We start from the raw sequence: 16,019 nt of genomic DNA, 5'->3' as shown, positions 1-16,019 counted from the left end.
GCGGGCGGCAACTGGGTGGTCACCCTGGAGGATGTCAGCACCCGCAAGGCCACCGAGGCCCGCGCCGACGCGATGGCCCGGCTCGATCCGCTCACAGGCCTGCCGAACCGGCTGCTCCTGCGCGAGCGCCTCGCCGCAGCCCTGGCGCGCCTGGCACGCACCGGCGAGGCCTGCGCCCTCCTGCTGATCGATCTCGACCGGTTCAAGCCGGTCAACGACACCCTCGGCCACCCGATCGGCGACGCGCTGCTGGAGAAGGTGGCCGACCGCCTGCGCTCGACGATCCGCCCCACCGACACGGTGGCGCGGATCGGCGGCGACGAGTTCGTCATCCTGCAGGCCGGCATCCGCGACGCCGCGGGCACCCAGGCGCTCGCCCGAAGGATCGTCGACCTGATCGGCCGCACCTACATGGTCGAGGGCCATCTCCTGACCATCGGGGCGAGCGTCGGCGTGGCGCTGGCCCCCGCGGACGGGACCGATGCCGACCGGCTCCTGAAGAACGCCGACCTGGCCCTCTACCGGGCCAAGCTCGACGGGCGCGGCACCTACCGGTTCTTCGAGCCGGAGATGGATGCGCGCATGCAGGCCCGGCGGAAGCTCGAACTCGACATGCGCCAGGCTCTGGCCCGCCGCGAATTCCAGCTGCACTACCAGCCGCAATTGCAGCTCCAGAGCGGGACGCTGATCGGCTGCGAGGCCCTGATCCGCTGGCGCCATCCCGACCGGGGGCTGGTCTCCCCCCTCGACTTCATCCCGCTGGCCGAGGAGATCGGGCTGATCGTCCCCATCGGCGAATGGGTCATCCGCCAGGCCTGCCGCGACGCGATGACCTGGCCGGCCCACATGTCGGTGGCGGTGAACGTCTCGCCCGCCCAGTTCAAGAGCGACCGGCTGGTCGAGACGATCATCTCGGCGCTCGCGAGTTCGGGGCTGCCCGCCCGGCGGCTGGAGGTGGAGATCACCGAGGGCGTTCTCCTGCAGGAGAACGAGAAGACGCTCCAGACCCTGCACCGGCTCCGGGAACTCGGCGTGCGCGTCTCGATGGACGATTTCGGCACCGGCTACGCGTCGCTCAGCTACCTGCGCAGCTTCCCCTTCGACAAGATCAAGATCGATCGCTCGTTCGTGAAGGACCTCGCCACCAAGCCCGACGGCGAGGCGATCATCCGCGCCATCGCGGGCCTGGGCAAGAGCCTGGGGATGACCACGGTCGCCGAGGGGGTCGAGACCCCGGAGCAGATGCAGCGCATCCGCCTGGAGGGCTGCACCGACGTGCAGGGCTACTTCATCAGCCGCCCCGTCCCCACCGAGGACCTGCTCCCGATCTTCGCCGCCTATCCGCAGGTCTGATCCCATCCCCCCGGACGCCCCGCCATGACCGATCTGTACCGCCTCGTCTACGCCAGCAAGAACCTGGTCCAGGGCCCCGAGTCCGAGGTGACCGCCCAGGTCCGCCAGATCCTCGACGCCTCCCGGCGCAACAATCGCGATGTCGGCGTCACCGGCGCGCTGATGTTCAACGCGGGGGCCTTCGCGCAGGTGCTGGAAGGCCCCCGCGCCGGGGTCGAGGCGACCTTCGAGCGGATCCAGCGCGACCTGCGCCACAGCGACGTGACGGTCCTGCAATGCGGCCCCGCGGAGAGCCGCGGCTTCGCGACCTGGTCGATGGCCTTCGTGGGCCAGGCTCCCGGCGGGCAGGCCCGGTTCAGCGGCCTCGCCGCCGAGAGCGGGTTCGATCTCAGCCGCCTCGACGGCGACCGGGTCTTCTCCATGCTGCACGATCTGGTGATCGAGGAGGAGGGCATCCCGGTCCCGGCGATCGCGCCGCCGACGGGCGCGGTCGCCGGGCTCGACGTGGTGCAGGTCCGCGCGGAGCTCGCGGCGTTGCAGCCGGACAGCCCCGCGCCGGTCAGCCCCGCGGGCCGTGCCGCGCCGGCCCGGGGGGCGACCGAGACCGCCCTCTGCGTGCTCAAGGCGGCGCTGGCGAGCGAGCGGGCACGCACCACCGAATTGCGGGCGGAGATCGACGCCCTCCGGATCGCCCTGGCCTCCGCCGAGGAGCAGGCCGGTGCCCTGCGCGACGCCCGGGACCTCTGGGCCGGGCGGGCGCGGCGCCTCGCGCAGGCGGTGGTGCGGGAGGCCGACGGTCTCGACGCCGACGCGCCGGCCCGGGAGCCGCAGGCGGCGCACCCGGTCGCCGCCTGATCGCGGCCCCGGTCCCTGGATCACGCCTCCGGTCGCGGGGCACCGGCCCACCGGAATCACGATCCTCGGTTGGGGAAACGGACCGTTCATCGCCGCGCCTGTGGCGTCGCCCGCGGCGGGCTTGCGGCGGCACAGATCGCGTGCGGATCTCGTCCCCGGTGGCCAATGCCCCGGTTCATGCGCTGGTGCGGGGATCTGTCGGCACCGTCGCCCCCAGAGGGACGGTGCGTGGCCGGTCCCGACCCGCATGTCCCGTCGAATCGCCGCGGGAAACATCCCTCCGCCCGAGCGGCATGCCCGTAAAACCCCTTGCCGGAGGATCGACCTTACGGTTGGCTGCGCCACACGGCCTCGAGGGTAGGACGGGCATCGCCGCCACCGGCGCGGGATGGGCTGGGCCCGGAGATCGTTCTCTTGAAAGTCTGATCCGTTCTCCATAAAGAACGCGTCGGGATTCGGCTGGACGATCCGGCACCGGCGCGGAGGGAGAATCGATGTCAGAGGGATTTGCGGCACGCACCGTCGCGGCGGCCAACGGCGTGGCCCAGGACACGTCCTTCGGGGCGGTGATCGCGCCGATCCACCTGTCGACGACCTTCAAGTTCCCCGCCTTCGAGCAGGCCGGGCCCTACGACTATTCACGCCTCGGCAACCCGACCCGCGAGGCGCTCGCCGACACGATCGCCAAGCTCGAGGGCGGTGCCCGCGCCGTCATGGTGGCGAGCGGCATGGCGGCCCTGGACCTCGCCCTGTCGAGCCTGCGGCCGGGCGACCTGCTGGTCGCCCCGCACGATTGCTACGGCGGCACGCATCGCCTGCTCAGCCTCCGCAGCGCCCGGGGCCATTACCGCGTGGCCTTCGTCGATCAGACCGACCCGGCCGCCCTGGCGGCGGCCCTGGCCGAGGGGCCGAAGGTCGTGATGATCGAGACGCCGAGCAACCCGCTGATGCGGGTGGTCGACATCCGGCGGATCACCGCGGACGCGAAGGCCGCGGGGGCGCTCACGGTCGTCGACAACACCTTCCTGTCGCCCGCCCTGCAGCGGCCGATCGCCCTGGGGGCGGACCTCGTCGTCCACTCCACCACCAAGTTCCTCAACGGCCATTCCGACGTGATCGGCGGGGCCGTGATCGCCGCCGAGGCGGCGGTGGGCGAGGACCTCGCCGCCTGGGCGAACACGATCGGCGTCACCGGCTCGCCGCTGGACGCCTATTTGACGCTCCGGGGCCTGCGCACCCTGTTCGTGCGGGTCGAGCAGCAGCAGCGGACCGCGGGCCGGCTGGCCGCCTTCCTGGAGGGGCACCCGGCGGTGAGCCGCGTCCATTATCCGGGCCTGCCGTCCCATCCCGGCCACGCCCTGGCCAAGACGCAGCAGGCGGGCTTCGGCGCCATGCTGAGCTTCGAACTGGCCGGCGGGCGCGACGCGGTGCGGGCCTTCGTGGAGGTTCTGCGGGTCTTCACCCTGGCCGAGTCCCTGGGCGGGGTCGAGAGCCTGATCGCCCACCCGCCGACCATGACCCATGCGGCGATGGATCCGGAGGCGCGGGCGATCGCCGGCATCACGGACGGGCTGCTGCGTCTCTCGGTCGGCCTGGAAGCCGAGGACGACCTTCTGGCCGACCTGTCCCACGGCCTCGCGGCTCTGGGCGGCTGAACTCCTGGCCGGCTGAACTCCTGGCCGGCTGAACTTCTGGCCGGCTGACTCCTGGGCGGCTGAACCCGCCGCTCAGGCCTCCTCGATCACGCTGAACCCGGATTCGTCCTCGACCACCCGGAACCGGGACAGCCGCAGGGTCTGGGAGCGCTCGGCCGCCTCGTCCCGGCATTTGAGGACATGGGCGGCCCGGTTGACCACCTGCAGGTTCGGCGCCCCCCAATAGGCGAGCAGTTCCGGCCAGGGCCGGGCGCGGTGCTCCCGCCAGACCTGATAGAGCGGCAGCGCGTGATCGACCTCGGCGGTCCGGAGCAGCCGCTTCCCCGAGGCCGCGCAGCGGTGCCGCTGACGGAGCTTCAGGACCCGGATCTGCGCGTGCGGGGCGAGCCAGAACTTCCAGGCGGCAACACAGGCCGCGTGCCAGCCGGCATTGCCGTTGGGCACGCCGCGGCCCCAGAGGTCCCGGTGCCAGCCGAACCGGTAGACCGGCTGGCCGCAGATGCAGCAGGCGCCGCGGCCGCGGGCGAAGGCGGGGTCGCGATAGGGGGCGGGCGGCATCCGGAAGCTGCCGGCGCGGGCCTCACCCGGTCCCTCGGGGCCGATCTGCCAGGTCCAGCCCTCCGGCGTGCCGGAGCGGGCCGCCAGGGCCCGGGCGAGCCGGTCCGCCCGGAGGATGTGGCTGCGCCAGTAGCTCTCGACGGCGCGCCGCGGCGTCGGCGGGATCAGGGCCCGCGCCAGGGCGTGCCGGAGGACCGGCACGGGGAAGACCGGCGGCAGGGCCCGCTCCAGCCGGGCCCGGGCCTTCGCGTTGCGGAGATCGCGCCAGCTCGCTGTCGTCATGCCCCTCCGCTGCTACCAGGCGCGGGCCCGGGCGGCGATGACGCCGCCGCCACAGGGCCGTGCCGTCGTCCCGGGGCGCGCTGTGTTTCCCGTGAAACATCGGCGTTCGGTCCGGCGGCGGACGAGCCCGGTGGGCGTCCCCCGAAGAGCGACCGGATTCACGCCTGTCCGACGAACGAGGGCAGCGGGCCGGACACCGATGCACCTCCCTCACCCCCTCTGGGGGCTACCGGATTCACACGTCTCTGGCTGACACGACCATCTCGAAACGGAGGCGCCGTTCCCCTCCCCGCAAGCGCGCGCGATCCCGGGCAAGCCCGGGACCGCCAGGGGAGGAGAGCGCGTCGCGCCTCGCAGCAAGTGATGCGCGGATCCCTCCGCCGCGGCCGGGCGGGGACCGCCGAAGGGGTCGGGAACGGCCCTACTGACGCAGCGGCTCCGGCTTCTGGCCGTCGGGGAGAATCGCGCGCAGGTGATCGTGGACCATGTCGGCCGTGAACGGCTTGCCGATGAAGCGGGCGCCCTCGGGCATGTCGCCCGGCCCCGGCTGCACCTGTCCGGACGCCACCACGATGGCGATGTGCGGCCATTGGCTGGCGGTCTCGCGCGCGACCGCGAAGCCGTCCCGCGAACCGGGCATCTGCACGTCGGTGAACAGCAGCACGATCAGCGCCTGCTCCCGGGCGAGCAGGGCCATCGCCGCATCCCCGTCGCTGGCCTCGAAGGTGCGGAACCCGGCCTCCGCCAGGATGTCCATCGCGTCCATGCGGATGAGGCCGTCATCGTCGACGACGAGGGCGTAGGGTGCCGGCGGCGGGACTGAATCGTTCATCCCCCACCAAGTCCGAACACGCGCGAAAGGTCCGCGGCGCGCCCCGGGGATCGACCCCCGCCGGTGTCATTTCGGGTATGCGACCTCGGTGCCCTCGCCGACCCGGGCGAGCAGATCGTCCAGGCGGAACGCGCACATCTCGGCCAGGGAGGCCCTGTGCTCGGCCTGGATGACGCGGAACTCGGCCTCCATGCAGCGCACGACGACCCGTTCGTAATCCGAGGAGATCTCCGCGAGGGCGCGCTCCAGGTCGGCGTTCCGGCGATCCATCCGCGACAGGTGGGATTCGAGCTCCCGGATCGTCTCGTTCTTGAGGGTGCGGTCCTCGTAGACGCGCCGGAACAGCCCGGTCGCCCGCCGCTGGACCATGTCGCGCCACGACCAGAACCCCCGGATCTGATCCCCGGCCTGCTGGATGAGCGCCAGCGTCCGGACCGGATCGACGACGCGGAAGGCGGCGTGCGAACCCTGCGCCTGAGGGATCGCCCCGCCGATCTCGTCGGATTCCATGGTCGTCGGCCGCGCCATCGTCGCAGGGGGACCGCGGCTACTCGGCGTCTTCGGCGGGGCTGGCCACCGGCGCGAGCTTGACGCGGGATCCGAAGGCCTCGACCGCGGCGTCGTGGAGACGCACGAGCCATTCCTCGGCCTCCGTCGCCCGCGCCTCCGCCAGCCGGGCCCGCTCCTCGGACCGTGCCAGGTTCTGGGCCCCCGTGGCGATCTCCTGCTCCAGGCGCCGGATCTCGAGATCGGCCTGCGCGACGACCTGGGCCAGCTGCGCCTCCAGCTCGGACGCCCGCTCCTCGCCGACCCGGATCGCCTCGCTGGCCTCGCGGATCAGGTCGACCGCGGAGGCCCATTCGCGGGTGGGGATGCCGACCGCGTTCGGGCTTTCGGTGGTGACGACCGCCCCGTTCCGGCTCTCGAGACCCAGGAAGCTCACCACCTTCTCGGGGGACGCATCCGCCTTCGCCTGCCACGCGCGCATCATCACATTCGGGCTTCCGTTGTAGGACGCGTCGATCGGGGCCCTATCGCTCATCGTTCGAACCTCTCACAGGACCGCATCGGATCAGCCGGCCGTGCCGGGCGATGTGAACGGGTGCACATTGCTCGACGCCTCGGGTTCCGGCTGCGCGGCGAAGTCCTGCCCCGACGGCAGGCCCTCGCCCGCCCCGTCCGGCTTGCGCCATCCGCGACCGGAGCGCTTGAGCGCCTCGTACTGCTTCTGAAGCGTCGTCCGGGTCTCGCGGGCGATGTCGAGGGCGCCCTGGACCAGGGCGCGCTCGGAGCGCTCGTTCTGCAGATCCTCGGAGAGGCGCCGGTTGGCGGCCTCGAACTCGATCCGCGCGGCCTCCTGCCGGTGGGTCAGCTGCTCGATCCGCTCGGTCAGGGCGGCGTTGCGGGCCGCCGCCTGCTCCAGGGCGGCGTCCTTGGCGGCGAGCGCCTTGCCGAGCATCTCGCAGCGCGAATCGAGGTCGCTGCGGGCGCGCTGCATCTCGACGAAGCGCTCCGTCTGCCGGGACAGGTCGTCCTGGATGGTCTCGAGCCGCCGCTCCGCCGTGACGCGGGCGATGTTGGTTTCCTTGAAGGTGCGTTCCGCGAGCCGGTGCGCCTCGTCCCGCTCGCGCAGCTGCGCCCGGGCCTGGCCGAGCAACTGCTCGTTCGAATCCGCCCGGTTGGCGGCGGCCTCCAGCTTCATCGCGAGGGCCGAGCGCTCGGTGCGCAGGGCGGTGGCATCCGCCTCGAACTGGGCCTCGATGCGGACGCGCGCCGAGGTCTCGGCGGCGAGCTGGCCTTCGGCGGCGCGCGCCTTCTGGCGCTCGGTCTCGACCGCGGCCTCAACGGTCCGGCACCGGGCCTCCACCTCGCCGAGGCGCAGGGACTGCTCCTCGTTCTGGGCCCGGAGCCGCCGGTTGTCCTGTTCGAAGGCCGCCAGGGTCTCGCGCGCCTCCAGCCGGTCGTGCTCCGAGCGCGTGAGGGCGCTGTCGGCGGCCTGGGCCTCCGCCCGCAGGGCCTTGCCCTCGGCGACCAGCGCCTTGCTCTGCTCGATCTCGGCGGCGAGGCGGCGCTCCAGATTCTCGGAGGCCAGCACCCTGTCCCGCAGCTCGACCCCCTGCGCGGCCAGGGCGGCCTCCCGGGCGTGCAGCAGCTCCTCCGCCCGGGCCACCCGCGCCGTGGCATCGGAGAATTCGTTCGTCAGGATCGAGATGCGGGCCGAGAGTTCGGCGGCCTCCAGCCGGACCGCCTTGCCGGTCTGGAATTCCTGGGCCAGCGAGGTCTCCAGCTCGGCGATGCGCATGCTCGCCCGCGGAAGCTCGTCGCTGATGCTGACGATGGGCTCCAGGATCGAGACGAAGTCGTCCTGGAGGGAGCGGATGTCCTCCAGCCGGTCGACCATGGCGTCGATGCGCTGGCGCAGCATCTCGTCGCGCTTGCCGATCGCGTCGAGGGAGGAATGGGATCGGTCGGCCAGGGAGGCGCGCTGGCCCGGCGCCTCGGCGGTCGTGCGCACCCGCGCCTGGGGCATCGCCGGCTCGGCCGCCGGCGGCAGCGGCTCGGGCGTGCCATCCGGCGCGGAAAGCATGTTACGGAAAGACGACCACGCCATTAAATAAACTCTCCCGCGCCCTCAATCCGAGGAAATTAACTAATCTTAAACCTGTTAGACTGTCGAGTCGGTTTTTGCATTTTACTTCGTACTGCACAGGGTGAGACTAGAGCATCGTGCCGGTTCCGGTTCCCGGAACCATGGGCTCGGGCGCAATTGCATAGGGATCGCGGGCGGGCGAAGGCCTCCGGCGGGCGGACCGCGCCGCACGATCCGAAAGCCATGCGCCGGGACAGCCGCGGGCGCCTGCGGTTTCGGGAGAAGCTCCAAGGCGCACCACGTCGAGCCTTCCTGATCGCGCAGACCCGGCCCCGGATCGGCCTGTTAACGCGTCATTAACGATTTACCGGACGTTAATAAACCGGTCCATGGCTCGATAACTGAGAAACCGTGGATCGTGGCCGTCCTGTTCAACCGCCGCGCGACGGAACCTGTGTTCAGGGCCACGGGCCGTTCGATGAGGGGTAGGAGGGTGCGGTGACGGCGATAGTCTTGGCGGCGCTGGCCGCCGAACCCCAGCGCGAGGACCGGCGGCGCTACGCGCCCCAGCTCCTCCTGGCCCTGGGCTGGTTCGGCCTGTTCGCCTATTGCGCCACCTACCTGACCGAGGACATGCCGTTCCGGACTTCGGCGACGCCGGCCATCGGGGAACCGCTGCTGGATCAGCCGGAGGACCTGCCGCGCCGCGTGATCGCCTTCGCTCCGCCGGAACAGCCGGCCAGCGCGCCGTCGACGCTCGCGGCCCCCGCGGCGGCACCGGCGACCGAACCGGCGGCCCCGGCCGTCACGGTGCAGCCCGCCGCGGCGCCGGCATCCCCCCGCCCGGCCCCGGCCGGCGCCGATTATGTCGGGACCTGGGGGCCGGCCACCGAGGCCTGCAGCGCCCCGTCGCGCCGCCACGGCTACCTGCAGGCGACGATCACCCCCGAGCGCGCCAGAGCCGGCGACACCGTCTGCAATTTCCGCGACGCACACCGCACCGGCAACGCCTGGTCGATGGCGGCCGATTGCGCGGATCGCGACCGTCGCTGGTCGTCCCATGTCCGTCTCGTGGTCGACGGTGACCGCCTGACCTGGACGAGCGCCTGGGGCACCTCCGCCTATATCCGCTGCAACCGCCGCGCCGGCTGAGGGGCGGCCGGCCCCGCCGGGGCGGCGCCGGCTCCCGTCTTGCGGGCTTGCGGAGGCACCCGCCGCTTCCGGATACAGGCGATGGTCGGACCGTCGCGCGCCGCCAGTCAGGCTCGGATCAGGGGCCCGTCGTACGGCCGGCCTGCGCGGGTCCGCCGGATCGCTCTCAGCCGCCGCCGCCGTTACCGCCGGAGCCGCCGCTGCCCGTGGAGCCGACGCGCGACGGCTGATCTTCGTTGCCTGCGGCGGCCGAATCCGTCTCGATCCCGTCGGCGGCGCGGCCGGTGGGCGAGTACGTGAAGGCGTCCTGATCGCCGGTCGAATTGCTCTGACGCGTCACGATGCCCGGGGCCCCGGGCGGCACGATGACCTGGGTGCTGGTCGGCGTCTCGATGACCTGCGCGAAGGCAGGCGTCGCCAGGGCCGCGAGGGCCGCCGTGGCGAGGATGAATCGGGTCACGCAAATCTCCTGATGCGTCGGACATGCCGGAAAGCTCCGGATGCCTCGACCAACCCGATCCCGGCACCTGGGATCCGCGGACGGTATGCAAGCGTGTACAGAACGTGCGCCTTCGCACGTGATTTACATATGGATACATCGTGTCCATCGGGGAATTATTGATTTACGCCTAATTTTACACTCAATCCCCCTTGAAAGATCTTTCTCAACACAGGCCGGGGCCGCGGGTTGTTCCGGACGCGCGGCGAAGCTGAGCCATCCCGCCCTGGGACGGCCCCGCCGCGGCCCCCGATACGGCCGGCTAACCGGCGGGCGTCATGCTCCGGCCCGGGTCGCCCCGCGGGGCGGCTCATGCGGGTGAAGTCGGACGTCCGCCCTCCTCCGGGCGGGGCGGACGCATGCGTCGAGGAGGCGCCCGATGTCGGATCCGAACGGACAGCAGCTCTCGGACGAGGAACTCGACCGGCTGGCACGCAAGCTGTTCGCGGAAGTGCGGGCCGAGAGTCCCGAGGCGAAGGCGGGACGCGCCCTGGAAACCGCCGGCGCGGTGGCCGGCGAGGTGATCCCCGGCCTCCCCGACTGGCTCCTGTCGGCGGGCGGCGACGCGGATGAGACCGACGGCTGATCGGGGCGCGTCTCCCCAGGCGCCCGTCCGGCTAGCCACGAACCAGTAAAGACCCGCGCCGCCGAGCCGGCGCTCATCGGGCAGGACGGTGCGTCAACCGCCCGGACTGTCCAGGCCCCGCGCCGTGAGCACGGACCGGAGGGCCTTCGCGAGCCCGTCCGCGGTGAAGGGCTTGCGCAGAAAGCCCGCCCCCATCGGCATCGCGCCCTCCTCCGGCCACGCCAATCCGGACACGATCAGGATGGCACGCTCCGGCCAGCGCGCCGCCACGGCCTTGGCCAGGGTGAAGCCGCTCAGCGGCTCGCCCGGAAGGTCGACATCCGCCACCAGGGCGATGAGTTCGGGCCGGGCCACCAAATGGGCCTGCGCGGCCTCGACGGTGGCGGCCTCGGCAACCGCGAAGCCCGCATCGCGCAGGGAAGCGGCCGCCTCCATGAGCTGCACGGGGTCGTCCTCGACCAGCAGCACGGCGGGCTGCGGTGCAAACGCGTCCGCCATTGAGAATCTCCCTGCGACCGGTGCCGCATCAACGCGGGCGGGCCCGATTGGCCCACGCGCGTCCGGTCACGTTGCCGTGGCGGTCCGGCGGACACGGCGCGCCCGAGCCGGGTACGCCGTGCCCGCCCGCGCCGGTCAGGCGGCGTCCGGCATGCGGTCGAGGAGCTTGTCCAGGGTGATCGGATAGTCCCGGACGCGGATGCCGGTGGCGTTGTAGACCGCGTTCGCCACCGCGGCGGCGATCCCCGAGATGCCGAGTTCACCCACGCCCTTCGCCTTCATGGGCGAGGACATCGGATCGACCTCGTCGAGGAAGATCACCTCCTGGTGCGGGATGTCGGCGTGGACCGGCACCTCGTAGCCGGCGAGATCGTGGTTGGCGAAGAAGCCGCGCTTGGCGTCGACCGCCAGCTCCTCCATCAGGGCCGCGCCCGTGCCCATGACCATCCCGCCGATCACCTGGCTGCGGGCCGATTTCGGGTTGAGGATCCGGCCGGCCGCGCAGACCGCCAGCATCCGCCGGACCCGGACCTCCGCGGTATAGAGGTCCACGCCGACCTCGACGAAATGGGCGCCGAAGGTCGATTGCTGCTGCACCTTGGAGATGTCGCCGAACTCGATCGTATCCTCGGCCACCAGCTCGCCGCCGGCGGCGGCCTCGGCGAGCGGGATCGCGCGGTTGCCCGACCGAACCTCGCCGTCCTCGAACACCGCGTCGGTGGCGTTGAAGCCGAGCTTCTGCGCCACCGCCTCCCGGAGCTTCACGCAGGCCGCGTAGACGCCGGCGGTGGACGAGTTGGCGCCGAACTGCCCGCCCGAGCCGGAGGAGGTCGGGAAGTCCGAATCGCCCAGCCGCGCCACCACCCGGTCGAGGGGCACGCCCATCATCTCGGCGGCGGTCTGAGCGATGATCGTGTAGCTGCCGGTGCCGACATCGGTCATGTCGGTCTCGACCGTGACGGTGCCGCTGGCATCGAGGCGCACCCGGGCGCCCGACTTCATCACCATGTTGTTGCGGAACGCCGCCGCCATGCCGATGCCGACGAGCCACTGCCCGTCCCGCACCTGCCCGGGCTTCGGATTGCGCTTGTCCCAGCCGAACCGCTCTGCGCCGAGCTTGAGACAGCCGACGAGGTCGCGGTGCGAGAAGCGGCGGTCCGGCTGGTTCGGATCGACCTGGGTGTCGTTGCGGATGCGGAACTCCACCGGGTCGAGGCCGAGTTTTTCCGCCATCTCGTCCATGGCGATTTCGAGCACCGCCAGGCCCGGGGCCTCGCCGGGGGCCCGCATGGCGTTGCCCTCGGGCAAATCGAGATGGGCGAGCTTCATGGCGGTCAGGCGGTTCGCCCCCGCGTAGAGGAGCTTGGTCTGGTTCACCGCCGTCTCGGGGTCGCCGTCGGGCAGGTTGCCCGAAATGCTCTCGTGGGCGATGGCCGTGATGGTGCCGTCCTGCGTGGCGCCGATCCGCACGCGCTGGATCGTGGCCGGCCGGTGGGTGGTGTTGTTGGCGATCAGGGGACGCGTCAGCGCCACCTTCACGGGCCGCCCCGCCGCCTTGGAGGCGAGGGCCGCCAGCACCGCGTCGGCGCGCACGAACAGCTTGCCGCCGAAGCCGCCGCCGACATAGGGCGCATCGAGCCGGACCTTCGCCTTGGGCAGATCCAGCATCTTGGCGATGCTGCCATGCCCCCAGCCGATCATCTGGTTGGCGGTCCAGAGCGTGACCCTGTCGCCGTCCCAGGCCGCCACCGTGGCGTGGGGCTCCATCATGGCGTGGCTCTCGTCGGCGGTCGTGTAGGCCGCGTCGAGGGTCACGGGGGCCTGCGCGAAGGCGCCCTCGAAATCCCCGACCCGCTCCTCGCCGTCGCCGCCGCTGCCCTCGCCGCTCTCGGCCGGGACCGGCTCGGCCCCCGCCGCCTCGGCGGCGAGGTCGAACTTGCCCGCCTCGGGGGCGTACTCGACCTGGACCAGGAAGGACGCCGCCCGGGCCTGCTCGAAGGTCTCGGCCACCACCACGGCGATCGCCTGGTGGTAGTGCTGGATCACGTCGCCGCCGAACAGGTAGGCGACGTTCATGACGCCGCGCTCGACCCGGGGCGTGTCGAGGGTGGTGACGATCGCGATCACGCCGGGGGCCTGCCGGGCCGAAGCGGTGTCGATGCGGCGCACGCGGCCCTTGGCGATGCCGGCGCCGAGCACGTAGCCGTAGGCGGCGTCGGGCGCGACGTCGTGGCGCTCGTAGGCGTAGGGGGCGGTGCCGGTGGTCTTGTACTTGCCGTCGATGCGGTCGGTGGGCTGGCCCACGACCTTGAGCCGGTCGATGGGGTTCTGGCCGGCGGGGGTGTCGAATTTCATGGCTCAGGCCCTCGCTTGGTTGAGCGCGGCGCCGAGGGTTCGCTCGGCGAGCTTCAGCTTGTAGGCGTTCTCGTGGGTGGGCCCGGCCTCGGCGAAGACCCGGTCGGTCACGGCCTTGGCGCCCTTGGGCAGATCGGCCTCGGCCGCCTCGACCCGCCAGGGCTTGGGGGCGACGCCGCCGAAGGCGACGTGGCCGCTGCCGTCCTTGCGCAGGATCGCCGCCACCGAGACCAGGGCATAGGCGTAGGAGGCCCGGTCGCGGACCTTGCGGTAGATATGCGTGCCCGCCACCGGCTCGGGCAGCGTCACCGCGGTGATCAGCTCGCCGGGCTTCAGGGTCGTGTCGCGCTGGGGTTCGTCGCCGGGCAGGCGGTGGAACTCGGCGATCGGGATTTTTCGCGCGGTGCCCTCGGCATCGATGGTCTCGACCGTGGCGTCGAGCACGCGCATGGCCACCGCCATGTCGCCGGGATGCGTGGCGATGCAGGCCGCGCTCCCGCCGATCACCGCGAGCTGGCGGCTCACGCCGTCGAGCGCCGAGCAGCCGGAGCCCGGCTGGCGTTTGTTGCAGGCCTGGGCGGTGTCGTAGAAATACGGGCAGCGCGTGCGCTGGAGCAGGTTGCCGGCGGTGGTCGCCTTGTTGCGCAGCTGCCCCGAGGCGCCCGCGAGCAGCGCCCGGGCGAGCACCCCGTAATCCCGGCGCACCCGCGGATGGGCGGCGAGGTCGGTGTTGCGCACCAGGGCGCCGATGCGCAGGCCGCCCTCCGTGGTCGGCTCGACCGTGTCGAGGCCGAGCCCGTTCACGTCGACGAGGTGGCGCGGGGTCTCGATCTGCAGCTTCATCAGGTCGAGGAGATTCGTGCCCCCGGCGATGAACTTGGCCTCCGGCGTGCCGGCGACGGCGGCGGCCGCCGCGGCGGGGGAGTCCGGGCGCTCGTAGGTGAAGGACTTCATGCCGACCTCCCGGCAACCTCGGTCATCGCCTCGACGATGTTGGAATAGGCGCCGCAGCGGCAGATGTTGCCGCTCATGCGCTCGCGGATCTCGGCCTCGGTGACCGTGGGCGCGGCCTCGAGGTCGGCGGTCACGTGGCTCGGGATGCCGGCCCGGATCTCGTCGAGGACGGCCACCCCCGAGCAGATCTGGCCCGGGGTGCAGTAGCCGCACTGGTAGCCGTCGTGCTTCACGAAGGCGGCCTGCATCGGGTGCAGGGCGTCGGGCTGCCCGAGACCCTCGATCGTGGTGATCTCGGCGCCCTGGTGCATGACCGCCAGGGTCAGGCAGGCGTTGATGCGCCGCCCGTCCACGATCATCGTGCAGGCGCCGCACTGGCCGTGGTCGCAGCCCTTCTTGGAGCCGGTCAGGTGCAGGTGCTCGCGCGCCGCGTCGAGCAGGCTGGTGCGGGTGTCGAGTTCGAGGTCCCGGCGCTGGCCGTTCACCGTGAAGGTGACCTTGGCCAGGACCGGCGCGTCGGTCGGTGCAGGTGTCCGTGCGGACGTGTCCGTGGCCCTGGCGCCGGCGCCCTCGGGCGCGGCGGCGGTAGCTCCCAGCATCAAGTCTCTCCGGTTCAGATCGCGATGGCGCGGGCGGCGCAGCTCCCGCACCCGCGCGCAGGGCGGGATGCGCGGGGAAACCCCCGATACCCTGGATTTGCTCCAAGGTAGGGGATACCGGCGCCGCGATCAGGGGTCAGGGTCCGCCTGGGCCCATCCGTCGCGCCCATGATGCGCCGGGCGCAACGCGGCGCCGGGATGCGCGGCGGCCAAACGAAAGGGGCCGGCCCGAAGGCCGGCCCCGAGGGCGGGATCGCCGGGGGGCGGTTACTCGGCCGCCGTCATCTCGGGGGTGTAGTGGCCGCACCAATCGGCAGAGGCGACCACCGGCCACAGGCCCTTCGACTCGGGCGCGGGCTGGCTGACGGGCGGGTTGAAGCGGCACAGGCCGGCATCGTTCTGAGCGACGCCCCCGTTGCCCTTGTGCTCGTCGAAGAAACGGCAGGTCTCACACTTCGCGTTCATGATCAGGCTCCCGTGAGGCCGGCGGCCTGGGGCCGCCCGGTCCGGCATTCCGAGGACCGCTCTAAATTTAGAAACGATCCAATCTGATCAACCAACGGCGGAACGCACCGCCGGTTCCCAGAGGCCGGTCAGGGCGGGCGGTGGACGGCGTGCCGGGGCGGGAGCGGGCGGGCGGCCGATCAGGCGCGGCCGTCGCAGGGCTCCGCGGCGAAGCCCGCGAGGAGCTGCTGGAGTTCGTCCTCCTGGACGAGGCGGGCCGCGTCCTCCGGAGCGAACCAGCGCAGGGTCCGCTGGTCCTGCTCCGGCCAGCGCGCGTGCTGGGCCTCCACCCGCAGCGGGTAGACGCGCACCTTGCAGGGCAGCGCGCGGCCGTCGGCGAGTCGCTTCTCGTAGCGATACCAGCCGACCGGATCCGCCGCGATCTGCCCGATCAGGCCGGCCTCTTCGAACGCCTCCCGCTCGGCGGCCCGATGCGCCTTGCGGCCGGACATCGGCCAGCCCTTGGGGATGATCCAGCGTCCGGTATCCCGCGAGGTGATCAGCAGCACTTCGATCTGACCGTCCGGACCGACACGGAACGGCAATGCCGCAACCTGCTTGAGCGGTTTGGCCCGCGCCTTCCGGAGCAGCCTTCTCAGACCGGACTGTTTCGATGCCGTCTTCAGCGCGGACCTCAAGGATGTGAACGCGTGGATTTGCTAACGCCGATTGTGCATTCTATCGACGTTTGGCATATTTACATAGATAAAGATTTTGGCTTTACATCTATGTCCGGTCGTTAGGGAG

17 protein-coding genes (1 of these 17 running past the window's edge) are annotated in these 16,019 nt (G+C 71.7%); 5 read left to right on the top strand and 12 right to left on the bottom strand.

What is annotated here, in order from left to right:
• The 3 genes from AC3IF3_RS11195 to metB form a co-directional block, all read left to right on the top strand.
• Positions 1-1,353: the 3' portion of a putative bifunctional diguanylate cyclase/phosphodiesterase gene (locus AC3IF3_RS11195; RefSeq protein WP_489228770.1), read on the top strand. It extends 372 nt beyond the left edge of the window; only the last 1,353 of its 1,725 coding nucleotides appear in the window; its start codon lies off the left edge, out of view; the stop codon is at positions 1,351-1,353.
• Between the two features lie 24 nt (positions 1,354-1,377).
• Positions 1,378-2,208 (top strand): BLUF domain-containing protein, encoded by an 831-nt coding sequence (locus tag AC3IF3_RS11190; protein WP_243970008.1) that lies wholly within the window; start codon positions 1,378-1,380, stop codon positions 2,206-2,208.
• A gap of 494 nt (positions 2,209-2,702) precedes the next feature.
• A complete protein-coding gene (gene metB / locus AC3IF3_RS11185) occupies positions 2,703-3,863 on the top strand; it encodes a cystathionine gamma-synthase (RefSeq protein ID WP_243970010.1) in 1,161 nt (386 codons plus the stop codon).
• 72 nt (positions 3,864-3,935) lie between these two features.
• Here metB and AC3IF3_RS11180 read toward each other — a convergent pair whose 3' ends face one another.
• The 5 genes from AC3IF3_RS11180 to AC3IF3_RS11160 form a co-directional block, all read right to left on the bottom strand.
• Entirely contained in the window at positions 3,936-4,703 is a 768-nt protein-coding gene (locus AC3IF3_RS11180) for a hypothetical protein (RefSeq protein ID WP_489215945.1), read from the bottom strand.
• 421 nt (positions 4,704-5,124) lie between these two features.
• Entirely contained in the window at positions 5,125-5,535 is a 411-nt protein-coding gene (locus AC3IF3_RS11175; protein WP_489215943.1) for a response regulator, read from the bottom strand.
• Positions 5,536-5,601: 66 nt separating this feature from the next.
• Positions 5,602-6,045, bottom strand: a complete 444-nt coding sequence (locus AC3IF3_RS11170) for a hypothetical protein (protein ID WP_489228768.1) — start codon at positions 6,043-6,045, stop codon at positions 5,602-5,604.
• 37 nt (positions 6,046-6,082) lie between these two features.
• Positions 6,083-6,577, bottom strand: coding sequence for a hypothetical protein (locus AC3IF3_RS11165; protein WP_489228766.1), 495 nt, complete (start codon positions 6,575-6,577; stop codon positions 6,083-6,085).
• 30 nt (positions 6,578-6,607) lie between these two features.
• The gene (locus tag AC3IF3_RS11160; protein WP_243965209.1) at positions 6,608-8,146 is read right to left on the bottom strand and encodes a chromosome partitioning protein ParA; all 1,539 of its coding nucleotides are present in this window, start codon (positions 8,144-8,146) and stop codon (positions 6,608-6,610) included.
• A 477-nt stretch (positions 8,147-8,623) separates the two neighbouring features.
• Between AC3IF3_RS11160 and AC3IF3_RS11155 the strand changes: the two genes are divergently transcribed.
• Positions 8,624-9,277 (top strand): peptidase inhibitor family I36 protein, encoded by a 654-nt coding sequence (locus AC3IF3_RS11155; RefSeq protein ID WP_489215939.1) that lies wholly within the window; start codon positions 8,624-8,626, stop codon positions 9,275-9,277.
• 166 nt (positions 9,278-9,443) lie between these two features.
• Here AC3IF3_RS11155 and AC3IF3_RS11150 read toward each other — a convergent pair whose 3' ends face one another.
• Positions 9,444-9,737 carry a hypothetical protein gene (locus AC3IF3_RS11150; protein ID WP_243965206.1) on the bottom strand — a complete coding sequence of 98 codons (294 nt, stop codon included), beginning with the start codon at positions 9,735-9,737 and terminating at the stop codon, positions 9,444-9,446.
• Between the two features lie 418 nt (positions 9,738-10,155).
• Between AC3IF3_RS11150 and AC3IF3_RS11145 the strand changes: the two genes are divergently transcribed.
• Positions 10,156-10,362 carry a hypothetical protein gene (locus tag AC3IF3_RS11145; protein WP_489215937.1) on the top strand — a complete coding sequence of 69 codons (207 nt, stop codon included), beginning with the start codon at positions 10,156-10,158 and terminating at the stop codon, positions 10,360-10,362.
• 93 nt (positions 10,363-10,455) lie between these two features.
• On the opposite strand, the gene AC3IF3_RS11140 is transcribed toward AC3IF3_RS11145, so the two are convergent.
• The 6 genes from AC3IF3_RS11140 to AC3IF3_RS11115 form a co-directional block, all read right to left on the bottom strand.
• Complete coding sequence (locus tag AC3IF3_RS11140) at positions 10,456-10,860, bottom strand: response regulator (RefSeq protein WP_489215935.1); 405 nt, start codon at positions 10,858-10,860, stop codon at positions 10,456-10,458.
• Between the two features lie 135 nt (positions 10,861-10,995).
• On the bottom strand, positions 10,996-13,215 hold the full coding sequence (gene paoC, locus AC3IF3_RS11135; RefSeq protein ID WP_489228764.1) for an aldehyde oxidoreductase molybdenum-binding subunit PaoC: 2,220 nt from the start codon (positions 13,213-13,215) through the stop codon (positions 10,996-10,998).
• A 3-nt stretch (positions 13,216-13,218) separates the two neighbouring features.
• A complete protein-coding gene (locus AC3IF3_RS11130; protein WP_489228763.1) occupies positions 13,219-14,169 on the bottom strand; it encodes an FAD binding domain-containing protein in 951 nt (316 codons plus the stop codon).
• Entirely contained in the window at positions 14,166-14,768 is a 603-nt protein-coding gene (paoA, locus tag AC3IF3_RS11125; RefSeq protein WP_489228761.1) for an aldehyde dehydrogenase iron-sulfur subunit PaoA, read from the bottom strand. The genes AC3IF3_RS11130 and paoA overlap by 4 nt, the downstream gene beginning before the upstream one ends.
• Positions 14,769-15,035: 267 nt before the next feature.
• The gene (locus tag AC3IF3_RS11120; RefSeq protein WP_243965197.1) at positions 15,036-15,233 is read right to left on the bottom strand and encodes a hypothetical protein; all 198 of its coding nucleotides are present in this window, start codon (positions 15,231-15,233) and stop codon (positions 15,036-15,038) included.
• 179 nt (positions 15,234-15,412) lie between these two features.
• Entirely contained in the window at positions 15,413-15,817 is a 405-nt protein-coding gene (locus tag AC3IF3_RS11115) for an NUDIX hydrolase (RefSeq protein ID WP_313900818.1), read from the bottom strand.
• Positions 15,818-16,019 lie beyond the last annotated feature (202 nt).

It is taken from the genome of Methylobacterium sp. J-118 (assembly GCF_057836565.1).
Note: the sequence above shows the minus strand (reverse complement) of the source record. Positions and strands in the feature narration are given on the sequence as shown.

Bases quoted from the DNA above. Each gene is read 5' to 3' on its own strand.
- AC3IF3_RS11180 (WP_489215945.1), bottom strand. From the start codon at position 4,703: ATGACGACAGCGAGCTGGCGCGATCTCCGCAACGCGAAGGCCCGGGCC.
- AC3IF3_RS11165 (WP_489228766.1), bottom strand. From the start codon at position 6,577: ATGAGCGATAGGGCCCCGATCGACGCGTCCTACAACGGAAGCCCGAAT.
- metB (WP_243970010.1), top strand. From the start codon at position 2,703: ATGTCAGAGGGATTTGCGGCACGCACCGTCGCGGCGGCCAACGGCGTG.
- paoA (WP_489228761.1), bottom strand. From the start codon at position 14,768: ATGCTGGGAGCTACCGCCGCCGCGCCCGAGGGCGCCGGCGCCAGGGCC.
- AC3IF3_RS11190 (WP_243970008.1), top strand. From the start codon at position 1,378: ATGACCGATCTGTACCGCCTCGTCTACGCCAGCAAGAACCTGGTCCAG.
- AC3IF3_RS11160 (WP_243965209.1), bottom strand. From the start codon at position 8,146: ATGGCGTGGTCGTCTTTCCGTAACATGCTTTCCGCGCCGGATGGCACG.
- AC3IF3_RS11140 (WP_489215935.1), bottom strand. From the start codon at position 10,860: ATGGCGGACGCGTTTGCACCGCAGCCCGCCGTGCTGCTGGTCGAGGAC.
- AC3IF3_RS11170 (WP_489228768.1), bottom strand. From the start codon at position 6,045: ATGGAATCCGACGAGATCGGCGGGGCGATCCCTCAGGCGCAGGGTTCG.
- paoC (WP_489228764.1), bottom strand. From the start codon at position 13,215: ATGAAATTCGACACCCCCGCCGGCCAGAACCCCATCGACCGGCTCAAG.
- AC3IF3_RS11145 (WP_489215937.1), top strand. From the start codon at position 10,156: ATGTCGGATCCGAACGGACAGCAGCTCTCGGACGAGGAACTCGACCGG.
- AC3IF3_RS11120 (WP_243965197.1), bottom strand. From the start codon at position 15,233: ATGAACGCGAAGTGTGAGACCTGCCGTTTCTTCGACGAGCACAAGGGC.
- AC3IF3_RS11175 (WP_489215943.1), bottom strand. From the start codon at position 5,535: ATGAACGATTCAGTCCCGCCGCCGGCACCCTACGCCCTCGTCGTCGAC.
- AC3IF3_RS11130 (WP_489228763.1), bottom strand. From the start codon at position 14,169: ATGAAGTCCTTCACCTACGAGCGCCCGGACTCCCCCGCCGCGGCGGCC.